The sequence below is a fragment of the Gloeomargarita sp. SRBZ-1_bins_9 genome (assembly GCA_039794565.1).
Lineage (GTDB): Bacteria > Cyanobacteriota > Cyanobacteriia > Gloeomargaritales > Gloeomargaritaceae > Gloeomargarita.
The window spans coordinates 321,078-344,834 of sequence record JAUQVX010000001.1; the positions used below are offsets into that span (position 1 = coordinate 321,078).

General features: G+C 60.8%; 33 protein-coding genes. 20 read left to right on the forward strand and 13 right to left on the reverse strand.

The genetic code is table 11. The features are described from left to right. Positions 1–74: 74 nt before the first annotated feature. The gene (locus Q6L55_01770) at positions 75–1,274 is read left to right on the forward strand and encodes an anion transporter (protein ID MEN9257447.1); all 1,200 of its coding nucleotides are present in this window, start codon (positions 75–77) and stop codon (positions 1,272–1,274) included. A 66-nt stretch (positions 1,275–1,340) separates the two neighbouring features. Here the strand turns inward: Q6L55_01770 and Q6L55_01775 are convergent, their stop codons facing one another. The 4 genes from Q6L55_01775 to Q6L55_01790 all read right to left on the reverse strand — a co-directional run bounded on the left by Q6L55_01775 (position 1,341) and on the right by Q6L55_01790 (position 4,258). Continuing rightward, a complete protein-coding gene (locus tag Q6L55_01775) occupies positions 1,341–1,979 on the reverse strand; it encodes an L-threonylcarbamoyladenylate synthase (GenBank protein ID MEN9257448.1) in 639 nt (212 codons plus the stop codon). A gap of 64 nt (positions 1,980–2,043) precedes the next feature. After that, entirely contained in the window at positions 2,044–2,979 is a 936-nt protein-coding gene (locus tag Q6L55_01780) for a tyrosine-type recombinase/integrase (GenBank protein MEN9257449.1), read from the reverse strand. Beyond that, a complete protein-coding gene (locus tag Q6L55_01785; protein MEN9257450.1) occupies positions 2,980–3,162 on the reverse strand; it encodes a hypothetical protein in 183 nt (60 codons plus the stop codon). A 121-nt stretch (positions 3,163–3,283) separates the two neighbouring features. Further along, positions 3,284–4,258, reverse strand: coding sequence for an aspartate carbamoyltransferase catalytic subunit (locus tag Q6L55_01790; protein ID MEN9257451.1), 975 nt, complete (start codon positions 4,256–4,258; stop codon positions 3,284–3,286). Between the two features lie 38 nt (positions 4,259–4,296). Here Q6L55_01790 and Q6L55_01795 point away from each other — a divergent pair, with 38 nt between their 5' ends. Continuing rightward, positions 4,297–4,581 carry a glutaredoxin family protein gene (locus tag Q6L55_01795; protein MEN9257452.1) on the forward strand — a complete coding sequence of 95 codons (285 nt, stop codon included), beginning with the start codon at positions 4,297–4,299 and terminating at the stop codon, positions 4,579–4,581. Here Q6L55_01795 and plsY read toward each other — a convergent pair. From plsY to Q6L55_01820, 5 genes are all read right to left on the reverse strand, one after another. Beyond that, a complete protein-coding gene (gene plsY, locus Q6L55_01800; protein MEN9257453.1) occupies positions 4,565–5,194 on the reverse strand; it encodes a glycerol-3-phosphate 1-O-acyltransferase PlsY in 630 nt (209 codons plus the stop codon). The genes Q6L55_01795 and plsY overlap by 17 nt on opposite strands. Beyond that, a complete protein-coding gene (locus Q6L55_01805; GenBank protein MEN9257454.1) occupies positions 5,194–5,454 on the reverse strand; it encodes a chlororespiratory reduction protein 7 in 261 nt (86 codons plus the stop codon). The genes plsY and Q6L55_01805 overlap by 1 nt, the downstream gene beginning before the upstream one ends. Before the next feature lie 7 nt (positions 5,455–5,461). Beyond that, entirely contained in the window at positions 5,462–5,995 is a 534-nt protein-coding gene (locus tag Q6L55_01810) for a tetratricopeptide repeat protein (protein MEN9257455.1), read from the reverse strand. Further along, entirely contained in the window at positions 5,996–6,277 is a 282-nt protein-coding gene (locus Q6L55_01815; protein MEN9257456.1) for a hypothetical protein, read from the reverse strand. A gap of 107 nt (positions 6,278–6,384) precedes the next feature. Then, on the reverse strand, positions 6,385–6,531 hold the full coding sequence (locus Q6L55_01820; protein ID MEN9257457.1) for a chlorophyll a/b-binding protein: 147 nt from the start codon (positions 6,529–6,531) through the stop codon (positions 6,385–6,387). An 89-nt stretch (positions 6,532–6,620) separates the two neighbouring features. On the opposite strand from Q6L55_01820, the gene Q6L55_01825 reads away from it, so the two are divergent. The 10 genes from Q6L55_01825 (at position 6,621) to cysK (ending at position 13,460) form a co-directional block, all read left to right on the forward strand. Further along, positions 6,621–7,826 carry a GTP-binding protein gene (locus tag Q6L55_01825; protein MEN9257458.1) on the forward strand — a complete coding sequence of 402 codons (1,206 nt, stop codon included), beginning with the start codon at positions 6,621–6,623 and terminating at the stop codon, positions 7,824–7,826. 20 nt (positions 7,827–7,846) lie between these two features. Then, positions 7,847–8,152 carry a YtxH domain-containing protein gene (locus tag Q6L55_01830; GenBank protein ID MEN9257459.1) on the forward strand — a complete coding sequence of 102 codons (306 nt, stop codon included), beginning with the start codon at positions 7,847–7,849 and terminating at the stop codon, positions 8,150–8,152. Next, positions 8,145–8,582 carry a hypothetical protein gene (locus tag Q6L55_01835; protein MEN9257460.1) on the forward strand — a complete coding sequence of 146 codons (438 nt, stop codon included), beginning with the start codon at positions 8,145–8,147 and terminating at the stop codon, positions 8,580–8,582. Before Q6L55_01830 ends, Q6L55_01835 begins: the two co-directional genes overlap by 8 nt. Before the next feature lie 54 nt (positions 8,583–8,636). Further along, positions 8,637–10,001, forward strand: coding sequence for a ribosome biogenesis GTPase Der (gene der / locus Q6L55_01840; protein MEN9257461.1), 1,365 nt, complete (start codon positions 8,637–8,639; stop codon positions 9,999–10,001). Positions 10,002–10,010: 9 nt separating this feature from the next. Continuing rightward, positions 10,011–10,502 (forward strand): hypothetical protein, encoded by a 492-nt coding sequence (locus Q6L55_01845; GenBank protein ID MEN9257462.1) that lies wholly within the window; start codon positions 10,011–10,013, stop codon positions 10,500–10,502. Then, positions 10,499–11,074 carry a biotin transporter BioY gene (locus Q6L55_01850; GenBank protein ID MEN9257463.1) on the forward strand — a complete coding sequence of 192 codons (576 nt, stop codon included), beginning with the start codon at positions 10,499–10,501 and terminating at the stop codon, positions 11,072–11,074. The genes Q6L55_01845 and Q6L55_01850 overlap by 4 nt, the downstream gene beginning before the upstream one ends. Further along, entirely contained in the window at positions 11,068–11,520 is a 453-nt protein-coding gene (gene lspA / locus Q6L55_01855; protein MEN9257464.1) for a signal peptidase II, read from the forward strand. Before Q6L55_01850 ends, lspA begins: the two co-directional genes overlap by 7 nt. Before the next feature lie 131 nt (positions 11,521–11,651). After that, positions 11,652–12,008, forward strand: coding sequence for a hypothetical protein (locus Q6L55_01860; protein ID MEN9257465.1), 357 nt, complete (start codon positions 11,652–11,654; stop codon positions 12,006–12,008). A 67-nt stretch (positions 12,009–12,075) separates the two neighbouring features. Further along, on the forward strand, positions 12,076–12,501 hold the full coding sequence (locus Q6L55_01865) for an Rrf2 family transcriptional regulator (protein MEN9257466.1): 426 nt from the start codon (positions 12,076–12,078) through the stop codon (positions 12,499–12,501). A gap of 2 nt (positions 12,502–12,503) precedes the next feature. Next, entirely contained in the window at positions 12,504–13,460 is a 957-nt protein-coding gene (cysK, locus tag Q6L55_01870; GenBank protein MEN9257467.1) for a cysteine synthase A, read from the forward strand. A 56-nt stretch (positions 13,461–13,516) separates the two neighbouring features. Here cysK and Q6L55_01875 read toward each other — a convergent pair whose 3' ends face one another. Then, positions 13,517–14,038 carry a hypothetical protein gene (locus tag Q6L55_01875; protein ID MEN9257468.1) on the reverse strand — a complete coding sequence of 174 codons (522 nt, stop codon included), beginning with the start codon at positions 14,036–14,038 and terminating at the stop codon, positions 13,517–13,519. A 128-nt stretch (positions 14,039–14,166) separates the two neighbouring features. Here Q6L55_01875 and Q6L55_01880 point away from each other — a divergent pair, with 128 nt between their 5' ends. Then, positions 14,167–15,414: a sugar transferase gene (locus Q6L55_01880; GenBank protein MEN9257469.1), complete on the forward strand. Its 1,248-nt coding sequence runs from the start codon at positions 14,167–14,169 to the stop codon at positions 15,412–15,414. Here Q6L55_01880 and Q6L55_01885 read toward each other — a convergent pair. After that, entirely contained in the window at positions 15,380–16,399 is a 1,020-nt protein-coding gene (locus Q6L55_01885) for a zinc ABC transporter substrate-binding protein (protein ID MEN9257470.1), read from the reverse strand. The two genes, Q6L55_01880 and Q6L55_01885, sit on opposite strands and share 35 nt — an antisense overlap. Before the next feature lie 83 nt (positions 16,400–16,482). Here Q6L55_01885 and Q6L55_01890 point away from each other — a divergent pair, with 83 nt between their 5' ends. Then, a complete protein-coding gene (locus Q6L55_01890; protein MEN9257471.1) occupies positions 16,483–17,193 on the forward strand; it encodes a metal ABC transporter ATP-binding protein in 711 nt (236 codons plus the stop codon). Positions 17,194–17,855: 662 nt separating this feature from the next. Here Q6L55_01890 and queG read toward each other — a convergent pair. After that, entirely contained in the window at positions 17,856–18,794 is a 939-nt protein-coding gene (queG, locus tag Q6L55_01895) for a tRNA epoxyqueuosine(34) reductase QueG (protein ID MEN9257472.1), read from the reverse strand. 67 nt (positions 18,795–18,861) lie between these two features. On the opposite strand from queG, the gene Q6L55_01900 reads away from it, so the two are divergent. Genes Q6L55_01900 through Q6L55_01925 form a run of 6 tightly spaced genes read left to right on the forward strand, consistent with a single transcriptional unit; the run spans position 18,862 to position 23,130 of the window. Further along, positions 18,862–19,527, forward strand: a complete 666-nt coding sequence (locus tag Q6L55_01900) for an SIMPL domain-containing protein (protein MEN9257473.1) — start codon at positions 18,862–18,864, stop codon at positions 19,525–19,527. Between the two features lie 38 nt (positions 19,528–19,565). After that, positions 19,566–20,108, forward strand: a complete 543-nt coding sequence (locus Q6L55_01905) for a Ycf51 family protein (GenBank protein MEN9257474.1) — start codon at positions 19,566–19,568, stop codon at positions 20,106–20,108. A gap of 11 nt (positions 20,109–20,119) precedes the next feature. Next, complete coding sequence (locus Q6L55_01910; GenBank protein ID MEN9257475.1) at positions 20,120–21,220, forward strand: iron-containing alcohol dehydrogenase family protein; 1,101 nt, start codon at positions 20,120–20,122, stop codon at positions 21,218–21,220. Next, complete coding sequence (locus Q6L55_01915; GenBank protein ID MEN9257476.1) at positions 21,207–21,872, forward strand: hypothetical protein; 666 nt, start codon at positions 21,207–21,209, stop codon at positions 21,870–21,872. Before Q6L55_01910 ends, Q6L55_01915 begins: the two co-directional genes overlap by 14 nt. Continuing rightward, a complete protein-coding gene (locus tag Q6L55_01920; GenBank protein ID MEN9257477.1) occupies positions 21,872–22,942 on the forward strand; it encodes a phosphotransacetylase family protein in 1,071 nt (356 codons plus the stop codon). Before Q6L55_01915 ends, Q6L55_01920 begins: the two co-directional genes overlap by 1 nt. Before the next feature lie 2 nt (positions 22,943–22,944). After that, positions 22,945–23,130 carry a TIGR02450 family Trp-rich protein gene (locus Q6L55_01925; GenBank protein ID MEN9257478.1) on the forward strand — a complete coding sequence of 62 codons (186 nt, stop codon included), beginning with the start codon at positions 22,945–22,947 and terminating at the stop codon, positions 23,128–23,130. A gap of 39 nt (positions 23,131–23,169) precedes the next feature. On the opposite strand, the gene Q6L55_01930 is transcribed toward Q6L55_01925, so the two are convergent. Next, complete coding sequence (locus Q6L55_01930; GenBank protein MEN9257479.1) at positions 23,170–23,757, reverse strand: thioredoxin family protein; 588 nt, start codon at positions 23,755–23,757, stop codon at positions 23,170–23,172.

Consider the following 23,757-nt stretch of genomic DNA (forward strand, 5'->3'; position numbering starts at 1 on the left):
ACATTTCTTAAAACTTCTCCCACTATAGCAGAAGGGTGGGCGTGTCACAATGGGCGGAAAGGGGGGATAGGACGGTGGGGCGCGCAATTCTCACGCTGGGGATCCTGCTAGTGACCTATGGGGGGTTGGCGCTCGGGAAATGGCCGGGGCTGGGGTTAAACCGACCGACGATTGCCCTGGTGGGGGCAGCGGCCTTGGTGGGGGTAGGCGCGATTGACCTGCCCCAGGCCTGGCGGGCGATGGATGCCCGGACGATGGTGTTTTTGCTGGGCATGATGGTGGTCAACGGGGCGCTCAGCCAGGTGGGGGTGTTTACCTGGGTGTGGCAGGTCCTGGTGCGGCACAGTCGCCATCCCTGGGGGTTACTGCTGTGGGTAACGGGGGGAACGGGGGTGCTGTCGGCCTTTTTGCTCAACGACACGCTGGCGTTGGTGGCGACGCCTTTAGTGGTGCAGGTGACCCAGGCGTTGGGGTTGAACCCGGTGCCCTATCTGCTGGCGTTGGCGGCGGCTACCAATATCGGGTCTGTGGCGACGATTAGCGGCAACCCCCAGAACATCCTAGTGGGAGCGTTTTCCGGCATCGGTTACGGGGAATTTGCCCGGGTGATGACGCCGGTGGCGGTGGTGGGGTTGGGGATTGTGGTGGGGTTAATCGGGCTGTTTTACCCGGAGGTGCGTTCTCGCAAGCGGTTTCCTTTACCCCCCTGGACCCCTGCCGCAACCCCAACGCCGGAGTTTTGGGGGCACGTGCTGGTGACGGTGGGGTTATTGGGGGCGTTTGTAGCGGGGGTGCCCTTGGCGGAGGCAGCGCTGGTTACGGCGGCCATCTTCCTGTGTTGGCGGCGGGACCACCCCGAGGGATTGCTGGCCTGGGTAGATTGGGGTTTGTTGGTGTTGTTCGCCGGGCTGTTTATCTTGACCCAGACGACGCGCAACCTGGGCATTTTGCAGCCCTTGGCCCCTCTGGCCACCCAACCCTGGCAATTGATGGGCGTGGTCACCTTGCTGTCCAATCTCATTTCCAACGTCCCCACCGTGTTGTTGATGCATCCTCTGGTGCGGCCCGATGATACGCGGGGTTGGTTGATGCTGGCGGCGGCCTCCACCCTGGCGGGGAATTTGACCCTGTTTGGGGCGGTGGCCAATTTGATTACGGTGGAAGCGGCAAGGCGCGTTGGGTATGGCATTTCCTTTTGGACCCATTTGCGGTTGGGGGTGCCTTTAACCTTGCTTACCCTGGCGGTGGCCTATTGCGCCATTTACTGGCCCTAAAGGCTGCCCATCACGCCCAAAAGCATAATTGTTTACCGGGCGAGTTCCATCCCCCTGCATAACCCTTTACTTCATCAGATGGGACGGCAAAACCACATCCGGCAACAGGGGCCGCAAATCATCCACGGAAACCGCGCCATAGGTCAAGATGGTGGGCTGGGGCACGGTGAAATCCACCAAGGTACTCCGGTGTTGATAGGGACAGGTTCCCCCATTGACAATGGCAGCTACCTGGGACTTAAAGTAACGCTCGACTTGGGCAAAGGTGGTGAATAACGTTTCCCCTACTTGGGCGCTGATGGCCACCAGGAAAAAGGGCATGGCCTGCACCAGTTCTGCAATGAACCCATCGGGACAAGCCAAAAATACCGACGTAAACCCATCGGTGATGGTCGGGTCTACATGGGGCTTGGCCCGCACGATCAGGGTCACCGGATAGGGGAAATGGCACAGCATCTGCCGGGCTGCCGGGGTGAGTTCCGCCACTGTTTCTGCCTGGGCAACACCGCTGGTCAAGAGGGTCAGGGGTTGGGGGGCAGGCAAACGCCTGATTTGTCGCAACTTGCGTACTGCCACCGGTGAGGTCCCCCGCGTCACCAACCCGTAAACCGTCGCCATGGGCAAGGCCACAATCTCGTCCCGTTCCCACAACTCCCGCAGACGACCAAATGCCCGCCGCTCCGCCGGTAAAACTTCACAGGCCATAACCACCCTCCGCTGCCTTTAAAGCTTAGCCTATCTATCAGGCTATCTATCAAATTGATAGATATCAATGGGGAATCCGTAGGCGGGCGACGGCCTGACGTTGGGTGTGTTCTTCCCGCCGGTCGTAACGGATGGTGGTTTGCACCTGGGCGTGACCAGCCAACTTTTGCACGGTGGCGATGTCCACCCCGGCGTCCAGCAGGTTGGAAATAAAGGTGCGTCGCAGGTCGTGGGGGCTAAAAGCACTAACCCCTGCTTGGCAGCCCCGTTTGCGCAGGATGTGTAATACGGCCTGGTCGGTCATGGGGCGGATCACCACCTGGCCCCAGCGATTTACCGGACACAAAAGCGGCCCGGCCACCCGACCCCGCACCGCCAACCAGCGCCCTAACCACACCTCGGCCCCCGGCGCCAGGTACACCCAGCGGTCCCTGTTGCCCTTGCCGGAGCGCACGTGCAGGCGACCCAGGTCCGGTTCGTAGTCCGCCAGGGCCAGGCCGACCACCTCCGAGCGCCGCAACCCCGTGCCCACCAGCAGCGCCAGCAACGCCCCATCCCGATACCCCGCCGGGCTGTTTTCCTGCTGGCAACAGCTCAGCATGGCTTGGATTTCCTCATCCCTGACCAGTCGGCCCCGCAGTAAACTCTGCCCCTTGACGCTGGGCACATCTCCTGTCCGGTGATAGTCCTCCGCCGTGAGTAATCCCAAACGCCAACACTCCCGCAGGACACCTCGCAGGGCCGCCAAATGTTTATTCACCGTCGCCGGGGCGTAGCGTTCCGCCAACCAGGCGCGCAGAGCGGTTGTGTGGGGATAGCGCAGCTGCCACCAGGGAAAGTCCAGCGCCCCCCCCTTCCCCTGGCTCAGCCAGCGGGCCATCATCTCCAGGGCTTCCCGCAAAGTGCGCCGGGAACCCGGACTGACACGGGCCAGATACACCCACACCGGATGGGCCGTGGCCAGGGTTTCAGAAGGGGACGGAATGAGGGTGGACGACACTTATCCCCCTTTGAGGGCTTTGAAAAACTCCTGGCGATAGCGGCCACTAAAGGCAAAAAATACCGGCCACAGCGCCGTCAACCAGAAGCGATTGCTACTGTAAAAAGTCCTGTCGAAACCGGCTAGAAACCGCCAGGCCCCTAGGATATAAACCACCAGCAAAAGCAGGGTCACCAGGTTCATAGACCCTCCTTGCGTACCTCCAGCAGCTCACAATTAAACATTAAAACATTATAGGATGGGGCTTTCTCAAACTCAATTTTGCCGGTCGTCATGCTTATATCGGGGCAACAAAAAGAAGCCGTCAAGACACCTTAGCCGTACTCAACAAATACAAAACCGCCATGCGCACCGCCACTCCATTTTGCACCTGTCGGGGCACCAGACTGATCTGGGGGTCATCCACCAAATCCGACGTGACCTCCACCCCCCGATTAACCGGACCCGGGTGCAGCAGTTTCACCTGGGGATGACACAGGGACAGACGCTCCCGGGTAATGCCGTATTCCCGGTGATACTCCCGTAAAGAGGGCAAAAAGTTTTGTTGCATCCGTTCAGTTTGCAGTCGCAGGGCCATGACCACTTCGGCATCCTTGAGGGCCGGTTCCAGTTGCCAATGCACCTGCACCCCCAGATGGGTCAACTCCTGGGGCACCAGGGTAGGGGGACCCGCCAGATGCACATCAGCCCCTGCCGCCCGCAGGCTGTAGATATTGGAACGGGCCACCCGGGAATGGCGAATATCCCCCACAATCACCACCTTGCGGTGACGCAGCGCCGACAACTGGGGGGATGAGGGCGAAAACACCTGGCACAGGGTGAACAAATCCAAAAGCGCCTGGGTGGGATGCTCGTGTTGCCCGTCACCCGCATTGACCACCCCCACCGGCACCCCTAACCGGTCGCACTCCTGGGCAATTTGCTGGGGCACACCGCTGGCGGCATGGCGGATGACCATCAGGTTGGTGTTCATGGCCAGCAGGGTCTTGGCCGTATCGAAAATCGTTTCCCCTTTGTTCAGGGCGGAAGTACCGGGGGAAAAGTTCAACGTATCAGCCGACAGGCGCTTAGCGGCCAGCTCAAAGCTGTTGCGGGTGCGGGTGGAGGACTCAAAAAACATCAGGGCCACCACTTTACCTTGCAGGGTCGGCACTTTGGGGGTGGGGCGGGTTAACACCTCGGCAAAACTGGCGCTGGTCTGCAGGAGAATCTCATACTCCCAGGGGGCCAGGTCCGCCAGGGACAACAAATGCCGACGTTGCCATTGGGGAGCCGCCATCGGCACAATACTCCGGTAAAACCACTCACCTGCTTGCCATGACCTTACCCCATCTGGTGCTCTACAGCAAACCGGGCTGCCACCTGTGCGAGGGACTGCGGGAGAAATTGACGGCCATGGCCCCAGGGCAGTTTCACCTGGAGGAACGGGACATCACCACCCGCCCCGATTGGTGGCAGCGCTATCAGTATGAAATCCCCGTGCTGACCCTGCTGCACCAGGAGCAAGAAATTCCCCTGCCCCGCTTATCTCCCCGCCTATCGGTCGCCCAATGCCAAGCCCAACTCCAGCAGTGGCTGGCTCAGCTTACGCAGATGGCTTAGCTTCTCCCAAGCGGGGTTCCGTTCCCTGGCGCAACCGCTGAATATTGCTCCGATGACACCAGACGATATAGGCGCTTCCCAACAGTACATAGAGTCGGTAAGGCCAAGGTAACCGCCACAGCAGCGCCAGGACCACCGCCGCCCCACAGGCCGTCAGGGACCCAAGAGAAACAATCCGCGTTATGGCCACCACCAGGACGAAGACCCCCAAAGCCCCCAGGGCCACCGGCCAGGCCAAAAGCAGCAGCAACCCCAGCCCCGTGGCCACCGATTTGCCCCCCTGCCAATTGATCCAGACCGACTTGCTGTGGCCCACCAGCGCCAGTAGGGCATAGGCCAACTCCCACCAAGGGCGTCCGTCACCCGGGTCCACCCCCGGCCAAGTTTGCCACACCCAGCGGGCACAGAGCACTGCCGTCATCCCCTTGAGCAGGTCAACGGTAAACACCACCAGGGCCGGCCCCTTCCCCAAAGTGCGCAATACATTGGTGGCCCCCGTCGAACCCGACCCCACTTGGCGCAGGTCAATCCCCGCCAAGCGCCCTGCGATATACCCCGGCGGCAGCGACCCCCACAGATAGGCCAGCAGCAGCAACAGCCCGTTGATCCCCATCACCGCCGTTTCTCCAACCGCACCAGATACCACTCCATGAACGCCCCCTCCCCCCATTCCAACCGGCAGGCCCGGTCCAGCAAGTATTGCACCCGTTCCTCCACCGTGGCGTACACCGCCAGTTCCGGGGTGACCTCCGGCATTTGCTCCAGCGCCTGGCGCAACCGCTCCCGCAACTCTGCCTCGGTGCAAATGACCTCCGGCGCGGTGGGGGTCAACACCACGTAATGGTCGCCTTCGTAGAGCAAGGGGTTAGCCATGGAACGTTCAACTGGGAGTAGGGGCTAATCGCTTGCGCAATGAGGCCGCCCGCTGTTTGGCTGTGGGGTTATCCGGGGCAATCTGCAACACCTGCTCATACACCTCCAGCGCCTGGGCGGTCAAGTTTTTCTTTTCGTAGGCATGGCCCAGGTTATTCAACGCCGTGACGTAATCCGGTTGGAGCTTCAGGGCTTCCCGGTACTGGCGAATGGCCAAGTCATATTGTTCTTGGCTGAAGTAGGCAAACCCCAGGGCGTTATAGACCTTGGCTAGGCCCACCGGGTCGTTTTCATCCCACCCTTTCAAGGCCTTTTGCAAGTAGTTGACGCTCTGGACGTAGAGTTTTTTGCGCAGGTAAATGCTGCCCAGTTCGTAGTAGTCAGCAGCCGTGGCCTCCCCAGCCGTCACTTGGCGCTGGAGTTCGGTTAGGCGTTGTTCCGTCGCCCGCGTGCGCAGCACCTGCCGGGTCACCAGGACCGCCGATACCCCCAGCAGCGTCAACAGCCCCACCAAGTACGTAATCTGCAGCGCCAGGTCCACCTATGCCGCTCCCGTCGTCGCCTCTTGGGGTACGGTTAGGTCAATCACGTAATCCGGGCTGGTAAAAAAGCCCCGCAGCCTGTCCGCCTGCTCATTGTAAAAGGAATAGGACTGTAAGCCCCAATGACCACTCATGCCGTTGACATCGCCGTTGAATTCGCCAGCGCCTTCATCCACCAACAGCGTCACGCAGTTGTTGCTAAAGGAGTTGCTGTCGTACAGACGTACCCGCACGATGTAGTCCGTGTTGAACACCTGATTACCCACCCGAATCAGGGCCATGGTCCCTCCGCCAGCGCTCCACTTCCCAGCATAAAACAAGAAAAAGCCCAGGAAAACCCCAGGCCCCAACAACGGTGTCAATTAGGACGGGACTGACAGGATGGGGATTACATCAAACCCAACTGCGCCAAAATCCCCTTGCCGGTCAGCAATTCGGTCGCCACGCCAATCACAAACCCCAACATGGCCAACCGACCGTTCCAGGTTTCCGCAAAATTGGTAAAACCGAACTTAGGCGCTTGTTGCTCTTGCATAACCACCTCCAACAGGGCCGACATTAACAAATGTAACCAAGTGTCCGACAATTGGCAACAAAATTTTACATTTTGCCGGGGGGGAAGCGATGGGGACGGTGACGGCGGTCCAGGACTGGGTGGGGTTAAAGGGGGCGTGGTGTTATGCCCAGGCCCAGGCTTGCAGCAGTGGGGCTGCTCGGCGGCGGTTGACGCAGGGGTTGGTGCAGGTGGTGGCCCTGGGGCTGGTGGGGCGCGGGAAATCGAGTCTGTTGAACGCCCTGGTGGGGGAGCCGGTGTTTGCGACAGGGGCGGTGCATGGGGTGACCCGGGGGGCGCAGTCGGTGCGGTGGTCGGTGGGGGGGCTGACGGTGGAGCTGGTGGATACGCCGGGGTTAGATGAGGTGGGGCAGACCACAGCGGATCAGGTGTGGGCCTTGGCCCTGGGGGCGGAACTGGTGTTGTTGGTGCTCAGTGGCGACCCCAACCGGGAGGAATTGGGTATCCTCTCGCGGCTGGTGCGCTCCGGAAAACCGGTGCTGGTGGTGCTCAACAAAATGGACCAGTATCCCCCTGAGGCCCAGGCGCTGTTGTTGGCCCGCTGGCGGGAGGGAAAATTAGCCCGCTGGGTGGACCCCCAGGATGTGATTCCGGTGGCGGCGCAACCGACGGGCTGGCGGCGAACGCCCCAGGGTCAAGTGGTACGGCAACCCTTGACGCCCCAGGTGGAACCCCTCCGGCAGGCATTAGTGCGGCAATTGCCCCCCCTGGCCCCGGCCCTTCTGGCGTTGAATGCCCTACAGACCACAGCCCAATCCCCCCCTTTGGTGACGCCGCCGGCCCAGATTGAGGCATTGCTCTGGCGGGCCAGTGTCCACAAGGCTTTGGCGGTGGCGGTCAACCCCCTGTTTGGGGTAGATCTGTGCCTGGGGGCGGTGGTGGATGGGGCGTTGCTGGTGCGCTTGGCGCGACGGGCGGGGGTGACCCTGAGCACCTGGGAGGCGATGCAGTTGTTGCGGCTGATGGCTGGCAGTGTGGGGGGATTGGGACTGGGGAGCAGTTTGCTCAAAAGTGGCCTGGCGTTGGGGGGCGGGCTGGTTTACCTGACGGTGGCCGCGGGACAGGGTCTGCTGGCGGGCCTGGTGACCTATATGGTGGGTCGGTTGGGGTGGCAGTACCTGGTGCAGGGGAAAACCTGGGGGCCGGGCAGCCCGACGGCGCTCATCCAGCAATGGTTAGGGGAGATAGACCAGGGGGCGGTGCTCAGCCGTTTACGCCGCTATTTGCATTCCCCCCCCACCGATGGGCTACAGTAATGCCAAAGGGGGGCAGGACCATGCAGCGCAAGGCAACGGGAGCGTTTGTGGGCGGGTTGGTGATCGGCGGCCTAACGGGTTTGGTGACGGGGATGGTGTTGGCGCCCCGCTCGGGCCAGGAGACGCGGCGGCTCTTGCGCAAAGCAGCGGCGGCTCTCCCGGAACTCACTGCCGATGTCTCGGGGAACTTGCAACTCCAGGCCCAGCGGTGGACGGCGGCGCTCCAGCAACGGTGGCAGGACCAGTGGGTGCGCTTCCAACTGGCGGTGCAGGCAGGCTGGGAGGCCGGACGACAGGAACAGCGGCGACAACAAAACCGTGGCTGAGGCGATCTTTTTTCTGGGGCTATCTCTTCTGCTGGTGGCCGTGTCCCTGACAGCGGTGCTCATTGCCCTGATTCCGGCTGTGCAGGAGATTGCCCGCGCCGCCCGCAGCATCGAAAAACTGGCAGAGACCCTCAACCGGGATTTGCCCCCTACCCTGGATGCTATTCGCCTGACGGGGATGGAAATCAGCGATTTGACCGACGACGTCAGCCAGGGGGTGCAAAGCGCCAGCCGTCTGGTGGAACAGGTCAACCAGGGGGTGGAAAATACCAAGCAAAGCCTCCGGCGCACCCAGATAACTACGCGCAGCGTGTGGGTGGGGGTAAAGGCTGCTTGGCAAACCTGGCGACGAGCGCCCCAAACCCCTTACCGCTTACCGACGGATCGGCCATCCCTCCCGGAACCGGAATCTCCCCCACCCTCTGCCTGACCGACTCAGTATCCTGGAAATAGGGTTGTTCGTCAGGATTCCCCAGTACGAACCATGGCGTTACCGATTGTGGCGGTGGTGGGCCGTCCCAACGTGGGCAAATCTACCCTGGTGAACCGCATCGCCGGGGTCCGGGACGCCATCGTGTTTGACCAGCCAGGCTTGACCCGGGACCGTCTGTATCGGCCGGCGTTTTGGCGAGACCGGGAATTTTTGGTGGTGGATACGGGCGGCCTGGTTTTTGACGACGACACGGAATTTCTCCCCCAGATTCGCCAGCAGGCCATGACGGCGGTGCAGGAGGCCCAGGCGGTAATCTTTGTGGTGGACGGGCAAACGGGACCCACCGCCGGTGATGCGGAAATTGCCGCATGGTTGCGTCAGCAGCCCCGCCCGGTGATCCTGGCGGTGAACAAGTGTGAATCCGTGACCCAGGGGCTGATCCAGGCGGCCCAGTTTTGGGAGCTGGGGTTAGGGGAACCCTATGCGATTTCCGCTGGGCACGGGATTGGGGTGGGGGATTTGCTGGATGCCTTGATGCCCCACCTGCCCCCGGCCACCGCTGTCGAGACGGGGGAGGCGATTCACGTAGCCATCGTGGGTCGTCCCAACGTGGGCAAATCCAGCCTGCTGAACGCCCTGGTGGGGGAAGAACGGGCCATTGTCAGCCCTATTCCAGGTACCACCCGCGACAGTGTGGACACCTGGGTGGAACGGGAGGGCCAGCGCTATTGCCTGATTGATACGGCGGGCATCCGGCGCAAAAAATATGTGGACTATGGCCCGGAGTTTTTCAGCATCAACCGGGCGTTTAAGGCCATTCGCCGGGCGGATGTGGTGCTGCTGGTGCTGGACATCACCGAAGGGGTTACGGATCAGGACCTCAAGCTGGCCGGACGGGTTATTAAAGAGGGTCGCGCCTGTGTGGTGTTGGCCAACAAATGGGATGCCGTTCCCGACAAAGACAGCTACACCCTACCGCGTATGGAACAGGAACTGCGGCGGCGGATGTATTTTATGGATTGGGCGGATGTGTTGTTCATCAGCGCTAAGACCGGCCAGCGGGTGGAAAAAATCTGGGAGCTAGTGCAAACGGCGGCCCAATCCCACCGGCGGCGGGTGAGCACATCGGTCGTTAACGAGGTGATCCAGGAAGCGGTGGCTTGGCAATCCCCGCCGGCCAATCGCCAGGGACGTCAGGGGCGCATTTATTACGGGACCCAGGTGCAGACCCAGCCCCCCACCATTGCCCTGTTTGTCAACGACCCCAAATTGTTCAAGGAAAACTACCGGCGCTATCTGGACCACCAGTTCCGGCAGCATCTGGGGTTCCGGGGGACGCCGATTCAGTTCCTTTGGCGGGGCAAAACGGAACGCCAGGCGCAGCGCCAGACCAGCGGTACAATGGAGCAGAAGTAGGGCGTAACGATGCAATACCTGGTGGCCCTGTTACCGGACCGTTTACAGGCAGAAGCTGCCTATTCGGCCCTCGAAGCGGCGGGCATTCCCCTGGAGACGGTGGCGCTGGTGGGACGGGGGTACCGGAATGTGCAGGACTACCCCTTCGGCCAGGGGGGCTGGCGACTGCCTCTGCTGACCTATTGGCTGGTGCCCTTTGGGTTTGCCGCGGGCGTGGGGTTCAGTGTGTTGACCGGCCTAGAGACGTTTACCCGCTGGGCAGGGGTGTGGGGTAACCATCTTTTAGGGGGGCTGTTGGGGGCGCTGGCGGGTGGCTTGGGCAGTTTCTTCGTGGGGGGAGGGCTAGGTCAACTCTCCCAGTGGGGCCTGCCCAACTACGTCCAGGCGGTGGCCCAGGGCAAATATCTGGTGGTGGTGCAGGGGGCCAGCCTGATCCCCAAAGCCCGCACCATTCTTTTGCGCTACCAGCCTCAGGCCCTGAACGTCCTGGAAACCCGATGACCTGGCTGCGGCAGTGCCTGTGGGCCTTGAGCGGTGTGCTTTTGCTGGTGCTGGGCACCTTTGTAGGGGTGTATGTCGTCAACCCGCCTTGGCAGTGGCCCACCCAGGGGATTTGGCTGTGGCCGGTGCTGAGTAGTTGGCAGGTGGCGGCGATGCTTTTGACGGCCTGTTTGGGGGGACGGGCGGCGGCGACGGTGGCGGTGGTGGCCTACCTGACCCTGGGGCTGATGGGCTGGCCGGTGTTTACGGCGATGGGGGGCTGGGGCGCTGTCTACCCCCCGGGGTTCGGCTACCTGCTGGGGATGATTCCGGGGGCTTGGGTTTGCGGCGATGTGGCGTTCCGATGGCCCTTAACCCTGGAGAACCTGGCGCTGGCGGGGCTGTTGGGCTTGTTGAGCTTACACCTGGTGGGCTGGGTCGGTTTGGCGCTCCACTACCCCCATTGGCCGGATTGGGTGAGTTGGGTAGCCCATTACAGTGGCACGCCCTTGGTGGGGCAATTGCTGGCCCTGGGCGGGGTGGCGGTGCTGGCCTACGGGGCGCGACGGTTGGGGGTGGCGGTGCGGTGGTGAAAAACCGGACGTTTTGGCTGGTGGCCGGGTTGGGCGTCATGTTGGATCAACTCAGCAAGTGGGGGGTGGTGCAAGCCCTGGGTCTGGGGGAATCGTGGCCCCTGTGGCCGGGGGTACTGCATGTGACCTACGTGCTCAACACCGGCGCGGCGTTTAGTTTGTTTGTCCAGGGAACCCTCTGGCTGCGCTGGCTGTCAGTGGGGGTGAGCCTGGCCTTGGTCCTGTGGGCGGTGACCGGACCGCGTTTATCCCTGGGGGAGCAGTGGGGCTATGGCTTGATCCTGGCGGGGGCGGTGGGGAATGGCATCGACCGGTTTCGCCTGGGGGCGGTGATTGATTTTATTGACGTGCGGGCCATCGGTTTTCCCATTTTTAACTTGGCGGACACCTGGATCAATATGGGTTTGGTTTGCCTGTTTTGGGCCTATCTGCGCCAGCGACGTTAACCCTGTTCCCTAGTTTTTAGGATCTTTTAGGCATGGACCATGGGCAAATCCTAGGGATTCGTGTATAGTAAAGGCGGGGCTCAGCATCGGTATTGGTACTCCTAAGGGCTGTCATTAGTGGAAAGGGTCTTATGTCTCGCTACATGGGTTGGTTTACGTTGGATGTCCAGGCGCGCAACCCCCTCCCCCTGCTGGCCGAAACCCTGCAACGACGCTGTGACCTGAATGTGGTGTACCGTTCGGATGATTACTTGATGGCCCGTGAGACGCCCGGTTCCGTGCCCCCCTCCCGGTTCAACCGCCTGGTTACCGCCGAAATCCTGCTGGAGCAACACCCCCAACCCGGCCAGGTACGGCTACAGGTGGTGGTCAAGAATGAAGAACTCCCCCTGCATCGCCATAACCACTGCCAGCAGGTGTTTGAGAAAATCCGCGCCGCCATTAGCGACCAGCAGGACTGGCAACTACTGGAGTTAGTCGCAAGCTAAAATCCCAACAAAATCCGGGGGAGAACCGGTATATACTGGGGTAAGTGTGGCGGGCGGGGGATGAGCCGTGGAGTTGTCCTGCAAAACGGAGTACGCGCTATTGGCGTTAATGGCCCTGGCGGACAGCTATTGCCGGGATGAGCCGGTGCAAATTAGTCAAATTGCCCAGGACCAAGGCATTCCTGACCGTTACCTGGAGCAATTGCTGGCCGCCTTACGCCGGGGCAATCTGGTGCGCAGTCAGCGGGGGGCCAAAGGGGGCTATTTCCTAGCCCGTTCCCCTTGGCAAATCAATCTACTGGAGGTGTGGACTTGCTTAGAAGGACCGGTGTCTCCAACTCCACCGCCGACGACCCCTGAGCGAGCCGTTATCCAGCATCTCTGGCAGGAGACGCAGCGGGCTACCCAGGCCGTCTGGCAAAAGTACACCCTCAAGGACCTGTGCCAGCAGCGGGACAGCCTGCGCCAGCGGGACTTGATGTATTACATCTAGCCATGGCCATGCGCATTGCCAACAGCATTACCGAACTCATTGGACGCACACCCCTGGTGCGACTCCAACGCATCCCCCAGGCGCACGGGTGTGTAGCCGATATCGTGGTGAAGCTAGAGAGCATGAACCCGGCGGCCTCGGTCAAGGACCGGATTGGCCTGCACATGGTGGTGGCGGCGGAACGGGCGGGATTGATTGCGCCGGGGAAAACGGTGCTGGTGGAACCCACTTCCGGCAACACGGGCATTGCCCTGGCGATGGTGGCGGCGGCCCGGGGCTACGACCTGATCCTGACCATGCCGGAGACCATGAGTTTGGAGCGGCGGGCCATGCTGCGGGCCTATGGGGCGCAATTGGTCTTGACGCCGGGGATCGAAGGGATGGGGGGGGCGATTCGCAAGGCCCGGGAACTGGTGGAGACCATCCCCAACGCCTACATGCTGCAACAGTTCCAAAACCCGGCCAACCCGGAAATCCACGAACTCACCACCGCTGAAGAACTCTGGCAGGACACGGAGGGGGCGATCGATATTCTGGTGGCTGGCGTGGGCACAGGTGGCACCATTACGGGGGTGGCCCGGGCGCTGAAGCCTCGTAAACCCAGTTTCCAGGCGATTGCCGTCGAACCGGCGGCCAGTCCGGTGCTGTCCGGGGGGCAACCGGGACCCCACAAAATTCAGGGCATCGGCGCGGGTTTTATTCCGGCGGTCCTACAAATGGACCTGATCGACGAAGTGATTACAGTCACGGATGAGGAAGCCATTTTCTGGGGGCGGAAACTGGCGCGGGAAGAGGCCTTGCTATCGGGGATTTCCAGTGGGGCTGCTCTGGCTGCCGCCATCCAAGTCGCCCAGCGCCCGGAAAACACCGGCAAGTTGATCGTCATGGTCCAACCCAGTTTTGGCGAGCGGTATCTCAGCACCCCCCTGTTCCAGGACCCGGCGCTATTAGGGGAATAAAAAAAACCGCAGCTCGATAAGCCACGGCCTTGGGGTTAGGAGTACAGCACCGGGGACTAATTCGGGCAAACCGGTCGGTTGTTGGCGTTCAGGACAATCTTGCCCCCTTGACCACTGATGGTAATGGGCACCTTAGTGTCTTCACCCACCACCCGGAACATGTTGGGCCGTTCCGCTAAACAGGCTTGGACCCGGCTCACCCATCCGGCCAGGGCTTGGTTGTACTGGCGTTGGTGGGCCGGTAGGTCATCCAGGTTTTGCACCCCATCGCCGGTGTAATCCCGAAAGGGAGCCGGAGTGAATTTATCGGTCAGAACACTGTTGGTGCCGATAGCAGCGTTTTGGTTGACCCCCAGACGAAAATAGCCGGCGTCATAGTTCAAATTGGCCGGATACATGTAGGGTGCTTCTGGCGGAAAGGAAATGGGGATGCCTCCCCCCGGCATCAGGAAACTGGGGGACACTTCTCCTTCTTCTGTGACTGTTCCCAACTTAGGGGTGGCCTGGGCGATTCCCGCCCCCAAAACCCAAGCGCAAGCCGTAGCCAACGATACAGAAAACCAACTTTTAATTTCCATCGCCTCTCACTCCTCGTTTCGAGAAAACTAGCCAAATTGGACTCTATATCTTAAATACAATAGCGGTTTGACCGGGAATACACAACTGCATTTTGCGATTGAATAGAAAGGGGAGTGTTTGGTACGGCATGGCGGCGGTCACGTGGCAGGCCCAGGCCATCCGGCAGTGGAACGGCTGGCGCTGGGTGGCACACCTGGGGGGGGTGGCGGCAATCCTGCTGCTGGCAGCTCACCTCACCTGGGGGGAGGCCCGGTTCTGGCAGCATTGGCCCTATTTCCGCCTGGCGCTGTTGGTGGCGGCGATCTACGGCCTGGCGCTGGGGTTGGCGGTCCAGGTGAGTGACTTTCCCCGGGTGCAGCGGTCGCGGGTGGTGCTGGTAAGTGTGAGTGTGTGTTTCTTGGGGCTGTTGGGGCTGGTGGGAGTGACCCGCTGGTACTACTCCCGTACCTTTGTGGGGTTGAGCTATGTCTTGACGTTGGGGTGGCAGTGGCTGCTGGCGGGCTGGCGACGCCCATTGCGTTTGGGCCTGGTACCCGGAGAATTGACCCTGGCGTTGAGTCAGTTATCGGGGGTGCAGTGGCGCTGGCTGACTGCCCAGATGCCGGCTGTGTTGGGCTTGGATGGGGTGGTGGTGGATTTACACGCCCCTTTATCCCCAGAGTGGCTGCGGTTTTTGGCCGACTGCCGGTTACAGGGGATACCGGTGCACCATGCGGCGGCGGTCTGGGAGGGGTTGACCGGGCGGGTGTCCCTAGCCCACTGGAGCGAGGAGTTGTTGCCCACTCCCCCCAACCAGAGTTATCTGCTGCTCAAGCGCTGGGGGGAAGTGGCTCTGATTTTTTTACTCTCGCCGGTGCTGGTGCCCTTGGCGGCCTTGGTGGCCCTAGCGGTGTGGTGGGACTCCCCGGGGCCGGTGCTGTTTTGGCAGGAGCGCATGGGGCAGGGAGGACGCCCGTTTCGCATGGTCAAGTTTCGCAGCATGCAGGTGGCAACCCCCAGCACGGCTTTTGCCCGTCCGGGAGACCGGCGCCTGACGCGGGTGGGGAAATGGATTCGCCGCTTCCGCCTGGATGAGCTGCCCCAGCTTTGGCACGTGCTTACCGGGGAAATGAGCCTGATCGGTCCCCGCCCGGAACAGGTCCCCTTCGCCCGGGAATTTGCCCGCCGCATTCCTTACTACATGTGCCGTCATCTGGTCAAGCCAGGCATTACCGGCTGGGCGCAGGTCAACCAGGGTTATGCCGCTGGGGTGGAAGAAACCCGCCTGAAGTTGGAATACGACCTGTACTACGTGAAATATCTCTCCCTGTGGTTGGACGGGCTGATTTTGGCGAAGACCATCAGGACGGTCCTGACCGGGTTTGGCGCCCGCTGAAGGGGGTACAGCTGCCCCCTAGACCCTGCACAATGGTACAGGTGTTGCTGATCAACATGCCCTGCACCGTCGCGGCGGGACTGTCCGGCGGCCCCAAACCATCCGTGTACAGGGGGGTGGGGGCAATTTTCACCCCTGCCTCCTGAGCAACGGTGTTGATGAGTTTGGGGTTGAGACTGACTTCGGCAAAGATGGTGGGGACTTGCGCCTGTTTGATTTCCCGCGTCAATTGCGCCAACCGGGCGGGGCTGGGTTGCTCTTGGGTGCTGATGCCCTGGAGCGCGCCCAACAGTTCCAATCCATAGCTTTGGGCGAAATAAGCCAAGGCCTCGTGGGTAGTAACTAACTTGCGTTGGCGGGGGGGAATGGTTTGCACCTGCTGGCGTATCCACCGGTCGAGTTCCTGGAATTCGTTCACCAGGTTACGGGTGTGGGTTTGGAACGTTTCCGTCTGAGCAGGATAGATTTGCGCCAGTTTTTCCCCGATGACTTTGGCCATGCGGGCGACGTTCTCACCGGTCTGAAAAACATGGGGGTCCGGGACCTTTTGTTCCTTCTCTCCATGGTGATGGTGGTGATGGTCGTGCCCATGATGGTGGTGGTCATGGGAACCCAGCAAGGGTTGGGGAACGGCCAATTCTCCTACCGGAACGCGGGTGACGCTGGCTGGCAGCGCGGCAATTAATCGCTCTAGGGCCGGTTCCAGGTTATAGCCGTTGTAGAGGACGACCTGGGCGGTTTCCAGGGCCTGCCGGTCGGCCGGTGTGGGTTGGTAAGTATGGGCATCCACGCCGGGGGGAACCAGACAGGTCAGACGCACCCGCGTTTCAGCAATCTGGCGGGTTAAGTCGCAAATTACCGACGAAGTGGCCACGACCTGGGGAGCATCGGCAGGGGGCGTCGGGGATTCTTGAGCTTGCGGTTGCACAGCCCCACACCCGGCCACCAACAGCGCTAAACCAGTCAACCACCGCCGCAGCCCCATACAGACCCTCCCGGAACGCTCCATAGTATAGAATGATAATCGTTTTTACCAATACTGAGAATCATTCTCGTGGAGGTGCGGGGGTGTTGGTGGTGGAGGGGTTGGCAGCGGGGTATGGAGGGCGGTGGGTGTTGCCGGAGGTGAGTTTTACGGTGGCGCCCCGGGAGATGGTGGGGTTAGTGGGGCCAAATGGGGCGGGCAAAAGCACCCTGCTCAAGGCCTTATTGGGGTTAATTCCCCAGCGGCGGGGGCAAGTGTGGCTGGACGGACGACCCTTGTGGCGGCAGCGGCGGCGGGTGGCCTATGTACCCCAGCGTTCCCAGATTGACTGGGACTATCCCATCACAGTAGAGCAGGTGGTGCGCCTGGGTTGTCAGGGGCCAGCCCAAGGCTCTGTCCAGCAAGCGTTACAGCAACTGGGCCTGGAACCGTTACGGCGGCGGCGCATTGGGGATTTATCGGGGGGGCAGCAGCAGCGGGTGTTTCTGGCGCGGGCGTTGGCCCAGGGGGCGGATGTGTTTTTGCTCGACGAACCCCTGACCGGTATAGATGCCCAGGCGGAGCAGGTCATGACCAACGTACTGCACCAACTGCGGCAACAGGGGGCGATGATTGTGGTGAGCACCCATCACTGGGGGAAATTCCTCCAACAGATGAACCGGGTGCTTTTGCTCAACGGGCGGTTGATTGCTATGGGGCCGCCCCAGGAGGTGATGACGCCCGACCACCTACAGGTCGCCTATGCCACCAGTTCTACCATGGACCTGCCCCGCTGTTCATCATGGTTTTGTTAGGGACTTGACCGGTGTAGGTAAAAGGTTTTGATGTCAACTCCATGGCAGATTTGCTTGACGAGTTGCAGCAGCAACGGGAGGCCATCCTAAGAATGGCTAGGCGGTACGGTGCAGAGGACGTCCGTGTATTTGGCTCAGTTGCTGCCCGAACGGCAAGGGAGGATAGTGACATTGACCTATTAGTGAAGTTTGCGCCAGAATGCAGATTGATTGACCAGGTTCTACTGAAGCAGGAGCTACAACAACTGCTTGGATGCCGGGTGGATGTTGTCTCCAAAAACAGTATTTACTGGCTCCTGTGACGCCGGATATTAAGGGAAGCTATCCCTCTATGACTAAAGACCCGCGCGTGTACTTGGCTCACATGTTGGAATGTATTTTCAAAATTGAACGATATACCTACATCAAGCGGCCAATGAACCCCTGGCGATATTTTTGATAATGGAAAATTCCGTTTCGGACCCCTTTAATTCACCACGTTGTTCACCAGTTCCCGGAGGTCAGCCCTAACCCAATTAAATAGTGCGTCGGTGCGGCTTTGGAAGCTGTGGCCCCAAAAGCTGGAATAGAAGATGGGATAGGGCAAAGGGCTTTCTCGCCGGATTCTTTGACCTGGCGCTCGCGGGAGTTGGCGTAAGCAGAATTTTGGGGGCAGCGTCGGCCTAGGCATGGCTCACCTTTTCAGTTGTCGGGGCAGCACGGGACATGCGCAACAAGGCTCGGGCGTTCCGCCGCCACATGGCCGGTTTGATCCGCCGCAGGGCTGACCCCCGCAAGGTGCGGTCCCAGGTGTTGTCGTCCATTTCAGCCCACGCCTGTAGGGATAGACGGGGTAACCGGGGCCGAAATTCGTCTATATCGGTGGGCTGGGCAAAGCGCTGGTTCCAGGGGCAAACCTCTTGGCAAATGTCACAACCGGCTAACCAGCCTTCTAACCGAGCAGCGATGTCCGCGGGTAATTCCGGTTGCCGGTTTTCAATGGTGTGGTAGGCAATGCAGCGCCGGCTATCCACGACGAAGGGACGGACGATGGCCCCGGTGGGACAAGCGGTGATGCAGCGGGTACAGGTGCCGCAATGTTCGGTGTGGGGACCGTCGGGTTCCAGGGCTATGGTGGTTAAGATTTCCCCCAGCACTACCCAGGAGCCGTACTGCCGGGTGATCAGGTTGGCGTTTTTCCCCACCCAGCCCAAGCCCGCCCATTCCGCCCAGAGTTTATCTTCCACTGGCCCGGTGTCTACATAAACCCGGGTTTGGCAATCGGGGGCCTGTTGCCGGAGCCATCGCGCTAAAGCTTGCAGTCGCCGCCCCACCACCCGGTGATAGTCCCGCCCCCAGGCATAGCGTGCAATTTTGCCCACTGGGGGTTGCTCGCCGGGCCAGTAGTAGTTCATGGCTACAGCGATCACGGAGCGCACTCCCGGCAAGACCTGTTCAATCCGCTGCCGCCGCCTATCCGTCAGCCAGTGCATGTCGGCGTGGTAACCTGCGGCTAGCCATTCCTGGAGATGGGAGCGGGGGGCTGGTTCCACCGCAGCAATCCCCACCCGGTGAAACCCTAACCGGTGCGCCTGGGCCTTGACCTGCTGGGCGTCAATCATGCTCCCATTCTACGGAACTCTCCGGCGATAGGAAGAGTCTGGAAGCAAGGTGTCGGAGAGACTAAATATGCTGAAGTGGATGGGGTTGACTGCTTTGTTGGTGGGGTTGGGGCAACCGGTGGCCTGGGCGGACATCAAAGAGCAGATTTTGCAGGTGACCGGCCAGGGAATGGTGACGTTGCCGACGCAACTGGCGGAGGTGGAAGTCGGGGTGGAAATCCAGGGCAAAAGCGCTAACCAGGTGCAGACGGAGATTGCCCAGCGACTCAACCGCTTGCTGCAAACCCTACAACGCCGGCAGGCCGAAAAAATTAGCACGACGGAGGTACGCCTGAGTCCGGTTTATGGGGAAAAACAGGAGCTGGTAGGGTTTGTAGGGCGCAGTGGGTTGCAGTTTCGCCTGCCGATTCCCCAAACCGGCGCTGTTTTAGACGAACTGGTGGCCCAGGGTGCCAACCAAATCAGTCGGCTGCAATTTATCGCCAGTGACGCGGCGCTGGAGCAGGGACGCACCCAGGCTTTGCAACTGGCGGTCCAAGATGCCCAAAAACAGGCGCAAACGGTGCTGACGGCCTTGCAACTGACCCCCAAAGAAGTCATCAACATCCAGATACTCAGCACCAGCCTGCCTGTGCCCCAACCGGTGGTGTTCGCCGAAAAGCGCTTGGCCACCCCTATCGTCGGCGGCGAACAGATAGTCCAGGCTCAGGTGCGGCTAGACATCCGTTACTGAGCTAAGCTCATGAGTAGTAAGCGGAGAAAACGCCCCCAATGACACCGGCTGTCACCATTCCTACCCCTGCTGAATTTGCCCAGGCGGCCCGCTGGGTGGGGGGACTGACGCTGCTGCTGGCAGGACTCACGGGGGTGGCCTTTGTCGCCCGCTGGGGGATTCGCTTCCGGTTGGTGGGGATCACGGCCTTTCTGGTGGTGGTGACGGGGGGGCTGTTTGCCCTAGGGTTAACGCCGGTGACCCGCACCCTGTTACCTGATGCCGTGCGCTATACGACGGTCTATGACAATGGAGCGACCCAGGTGGTGATTGCTGTGCCCCGGGACATTACCCCCACCCAACTGCGCGCCACCCTGCAGCAGGCGGCTAACGATTTGTTTGCCTACGGGCGGCTGGTCAAGGGGGAACCGGTGCTGACCATTCGGGCGCGGACCTTGCTCCATCCTGAACCGGGGGTGACGGAGCCGGTGTACCTGGGCTATGTGCGACGGTCATTGCGCCAGCGAGAGGACCCGGCCATGGTGATAGAATTGAATACTCAGGCCTTGGCGCGCGTGGCAACGGCTCAGGCTGGTTCGTGACGGCTGCGGCGATGGCGAACGAATTACTGGTGGCTCCTGGGCGGGTGCTCCGGGGGCGGCAACTGCTGAGTCACTACGGTCAGGAGTTGCTTTCCCTGGGGCGACGGTGGCTGCTGGTGGGGGGACCGACGGCCCTGTCGCTGGTGCAACCCCAACTCCAGGCGGTAGGAATTACCCCGGTCCAGGTGGCCGTAATCAAGGAATGTACCGAGGTGGCCCGGCAATCCCTGGGAGAAGCTATCCGCGCTGAGCGTATTGAAGGGGTCCTGGCCTGTGGTGGGGGTAAGGCGCTGGATGGAGGGAAACTGGTGGCCCACGACCAGGGGATACCGGTGGTGACCATCCCCACGTCGGCGGCAACCTGCGCGGCTTGGACGGCCCTGAGCAATGTTTATTCCGAAGGGGGAGCTTTTCTGTACGATGTGCCCCTGCGCCAGTGTCCTATCTGGTTGCTGCTGGACTATGACCTGGTGCAAAGGGCGCCCCGGCGAACCCTGGTGGCGGGGATTGGGGATGCCCTGGCCAAGTGGTACGAAGCGTCGGTAAGCGCCAGACAGGTGCCGGATACGCCGGTGCTGATGGCGGTGCAACAGGCCCGGGTTTTGCGGGATGTGCTTGTGCAAAAGGCGGTGGCGGCCTTGGACCAACCGGGCAGCGCGGTCTGGGAACAGGTGGTGGATGCGACGGTGCTGATGGCGGGTTTGGTGGGGGGGTTGGGGGGCGCACCCTGCCGAACGGTGGCGGCCCATGCGGTGCACAATGGCTTAACCCACTGGCCGGTGACCCACTGCTGGTTGCATGGGGAAAAGGTGGCTTTTGGCATTTTGGTGCAGTTGCGGCTGGAGGAAATGCAGGGACAGCGCTTAGCGGCTATTGCTCGGACCCAGTTGTTGACCCTGTATCGGCAAATCGGCTTGCCCTGCTCGTTGGCGGATTTGGGTTTGGGGGACTGGACGCCCCAGGAGTTGCAGGCTCTGGCGGAACGGATTTGTCATCCCCGGAGTGATATTCACCGTTTGCCTTTTGCCGTGACCCCGGCTCAGGTGGTAGAAGCTATGCGTACCACGACCCAGGCCTGGCCCCCCCAAACCGCCAGCTATGGCATCTCCTAAACCGCTTTTGGAGGGTATCTGGGCGTTTCCTCCCAACCGCTATACCCTGGGTGGCACCAGTTATTTTCTGGAGGGGACGGTCCTGCAGTTGCAGGGCAATGTGTTGATTGACTGTCCGGAGCTGGGGTTTCAGGACTGGTGTCAGGCCCAAGGGGGGGTGCAATACCTGTTACTCACCCAGCGGGATGGGGCGGACCGGGTGGACCGCTGGCAACAGGTTTTTCAATGCCCCGTTTATACCCAGCAGCAGGAGGCCTATCTGTATCCCGGTGTGTGGGTCAAACCTTTTGACCGCACCTGTGAGGTCACGTCTGGGCTAACGCTGATTTGGACGCCCGGCTACAGCCCCGGCAGCAGTTGTGTGTACCTGGAGCGGTTGGGGGGGGTGTTGTTTACGGGGCGGCATCTGTTGCCGAATGTCCAGGGGAAGTTGGCTCTCTACCGCACCCGCAAGACGTTTCACTGGCCCCGCCAACAGCGCAGTTTGCAAACCCTGAGAGAATGGCTGGGTGACCGACCGGTGCATTACATCTGTCCGGGGGCGCATGGGGGTTTCCTGCGGGGCCAGGGCTATATCACCGTAAGTCCAGACCGGGATTGGTATGATCTGGTACAGGGGCGTCCGCTGACTGACGTTCCACGGGTGGGGTAGTGGCTCGGCGTTTTTTGTTTGTTGGTTCGACTCAAGCCTACAGTGGCAAGTCCACCGCTATTTTGGGGATTGGGCGGCAGTTGCAGGCGAAGCATTGGCGCATCGGTTATGGCAAGCCGGTCGGCCACAGCCAAGTAACCACGGAGCCGGTGGCGTTGGATATGGATGGGCAATTGGCGGCTCAGGTGCTCCAGTTACCGCCTGACTGTCTGGCCCCAACGTTGGTGTTTTTACAGGATTGGCTCAAGCAACCGGAACGTCTGCTCCAGGCACCATCCTTAACGGCGGCTTTAAGTGCTTACCGGAATCTGACGGCCTTGGATGCCCTGTTGTTGGAGGCGCCGGCCAATTTCCATGAGGGTTACTGTTTTGGGTTGGAGCTGGCCCGCATGATGCAGACGCTCAACGGGGCGGTTTTGTTGGTGGTGCGGGTGGAATCCCTGCTGGTGGTGGATGAGTTGCTCATGGCCCAGGCTCAGCTCGGCTCCCGCCTGCTGGGGGTGATTTTGAACGCGGTACCGGCCAACCAACCGGCGGTGCCAGAAATCCTGGTGCCCATGCTGGAGCAGCGGGGGATTCCGGTGCTGGGGGTCCTGCCCCGGAGCCGTTTGTTGCGCAGTGTGCGGGTGGGGGAATTGGCCCAACAACTGCAAGCGCAGGTGCTCTGTTGCCCGGACCGGTTGGATTTGCTGGTGGAACACCTGTCCATTGGGGCCATGAGTGTCAATGCTGCCTTGGATTACTTTCGCCAGGGGGTCAATATGGTGGTCATCACCGGCAGTGGGCGCACGGATATTCAAATGGCAGCCCTGGAGGCGTCCACCCAATGTTTGGTTTTGACGGGTCCCAATGACCCCGACCCCATGGTAGTGGCCCGCGCCGAAGAAATGGAGGTGCCCATTCTGCGGGTGGATATGGATACCTTGACGGCGGTGGAAATTATTGAGCGGGCCTTTGAGCGGGTGCGTTTGCAGGAGCCGGTGAAAATTCAGTACGTGCAGCAGATGATCGCCCAGCATTTGCACCTGGACCGTTTGTTGCACCTGTGGGATGCGGTATGCCCAGGGTGAGGGTGGGTTCTGCTGGGACGGCCCAGCAGCCAGCGTGGGGTTGGCGCCATTTCCAGGTGAAATTTGTGTTTGTGGCAATGGTGGCCGTCTGTGACCCCCAGGTGTGGTTTTGGCTCAATGCCCAGCAACTGCGCAACCGGTGTTTATGGCAGCCCGGCTGGCAATCCCTACAAAAAATGCCCCCTTGAATGAGGGCGTCTTGGTGGCCAGCGAACGTTTCACGAAATTCACGCCGCTTTGTAGTAATCAGGTTCGTTGCCGGGCTTCCATTTGATGTTGCACCCCAGGCTGGCCTTTTGGTCAGGAGAGACCGGTTGACCGCTTAAGACCGCATCAATAGCAGCCCGTAGGTCCTTTCCCGTCACCGGTAGGTCATTGCCCGGGCGGCTGTCGTCAAATTGGCCGCGATAGACCAGCTTCCGCTCCCGGTCGAATAGGTAGAAATCGGGGGTGCAGGCGGCACGATAGGCCTTGGCCACCTCCTGGGTCTCGTCATAGCACAAGGGGAAGGTAAACCCCAATTCCTGGGCCATTTCTTTCAAAGATTCGGGCCGGTCGTCGGGATACTTTTCCGCATCGTTGGAACTGATGGCCACAATGCCAATGTCTTTGTCTTTGTAGTCCTGCCCCAGTTTCGCCAGCTCATGTTGGATATGTTTGACGTAGGGGCAGTGACGGCAGATAAACATCACCAGTAGGGCGCTTTTGTCGGCAAAGCTGCTCAGACTAATGGTCTGACCTGTCACCACATCCGGCAGGGCAAAATCCGGCGCTGGTGTGCCTAATTCCAACATCGTCGAGGGTGTGCGTGCCAT

Coding starts and splice junctions, on each gene's coding strand:
- Q6L55_01885 (MEN9257470.1), bottom strand. CDS start 16,399: ATGGGGCTGCGGCGGTGGTTGACTGGTTTAGCGCTGTTGGTGGCCGGG.
- Q6L55_01805 (MEN9257454.1), bottom strand. CDS start 5,454: ATGGCTAACCCCTTGCTCTACGAAGGCGACCATTACGTGGTGTTGACC.
- Q6L55_01815 (MEN9257456.1), bottom strand. CDS start 6,277: ATGGCCCTGATTCGGGTGGGTAATCAGGTGTTCAACACGGACTACATC.
- Q6L55_01850 (MEN9257463.1), top strand. CDS start 10,499: ATGACCTGGCTGCGGCAGTGCCTGTGGGCCTTGAGCGGTGTGCTTTTG.
- Q6L55_01845 (MEN9257462.1), top strand. CDS start 10,011: ATGCAATACCTGGTGGCCCTGTTACCGGACCGTTTACAGGCAGAAGCT.
- Q6L55_01875 (MEN9257468.1), bottom strand. CDS start 14,038: ATGGAAATTAAAAGTTGGTTTTCTGTATCGTTGGCTACGGCTTGCGCT.
- Q6L55_01830 (MEN9257459.1), top strand. CDS start 7,847: ATGCAGCGCAAGGCAACGGGAGCGTTTGTGGGCGGGTTGGTGATCGGC.
- Q6L55_01905 (MEN9257474.1), top strand. CDS start 19,566: ATGACACCGGCTGTCACCATTCCTACCCCTGCTGAATTTGCCCAGGCG.
- plsY (MEN9257453.1), bottom strand. CDS start 5,194: ATGGGGATCAACGGGCTGTTGCTGCTGCTGGCCTATCTGTGGGGGTCG.
- Q6L55_01820 (MEN9257457.1), bottom strand. CDS start 6,531: ATGCAAGAGCAACAAGCGCCTAAGTTCGGTTTTACCAATTTTGCGGAA.
- Q6L55_01910 (MEN9257475.1), top strand. CDS start 20,120: ATGGCGAACGAATTACTGGTGGCTCCTGGGCGGGTGCTCCGGGGGCGG.
- Q6L55_01915 (MEN9257476.1), top strand. CDS start 21,207: ATGGCATCTCCTAAACCGCTTTTGGAGGGTATCTGGGCGTTTCCTCCC.
- Q6L55_01825 (MEN9257458.1), top strand. CDS start 6,621: ATGGGGACGGTGACGGCGGTCCAGGACTGGGTGGGGTTAAAGGGGGCG.
- queG (MEN9257472.1), bottom strand. CDS start 18,794: ATGATTGACGCCCAGCAGGTCAAGGCCCAGGCGCACCGGTTAGGGTTT.
- Q6L55_01880 (MEN9257469.1), top strand. CDS start 14,167: ATGGCGGCGGTCACGTGGCAGGCCCAGGCCATCCGGCAGTGGAACGGC.
- Q6L55_01860 (MEN9257465.1), top strand. CDS start 11,652: ATGTCTCGCTACATGGGTTGGTTTACGTTGGATGTCCAGGCGCGCAAC.
- Q6L55_01930 (MEN9257479.1), bottom strand. CDS start 23,757: ATGGCACGCACACCCTCGACGATGTTGGAATTAGGCACACCAGCGCCG.
- Q6L55_01790 (MEN9257451.1), bottom strand. CDS start 4,258: ATGGCGGCTCCCCAATGGCAACGTCGGCATTTGTTGTCCCTGGCGGAC.
- Q6L55_01795 (MEN9257452.1), top strand. CDS start 4,297: ATGACCTTACCCCATCTGGTGCTCTACAGCAAACCGGGCTGCCACCTG.
- Q6L55_01900 (MEN9257473.1), top strand. CDS start 18,862: ATGCTGAAGTGGATGGGGTTGACTGCTTTGTTGGTGGGGTTGGGGCAA.
- Q6L55_01775 (MEN9257448.1), bottom strand. CDS start 1,979: ATGGCCTGTGAAGTTTTACCGGCGGAGCGGCGGGCATTTGGTCGTCTG.
- der (MEN9257461.1), top strand. CDS start 8,637: ATGGCGTTACCGATTGTGGCGGTGGTGGGCCGTCCCAACGTGGGCAAA.
- cysK (MEN9257467.1), top strand. CDS start 12,504: ATGGCCATGCGCATTGCCAACAGCATTACCGAACTCATTGGACGCACA.
- Q6L55_01785 (MEN9257450.1), bottom strand. CDS start 3,162: ATGAACCTGGTGACCCTGCTTTTGCTGGTGGTTTATATCCTAGGGGCC.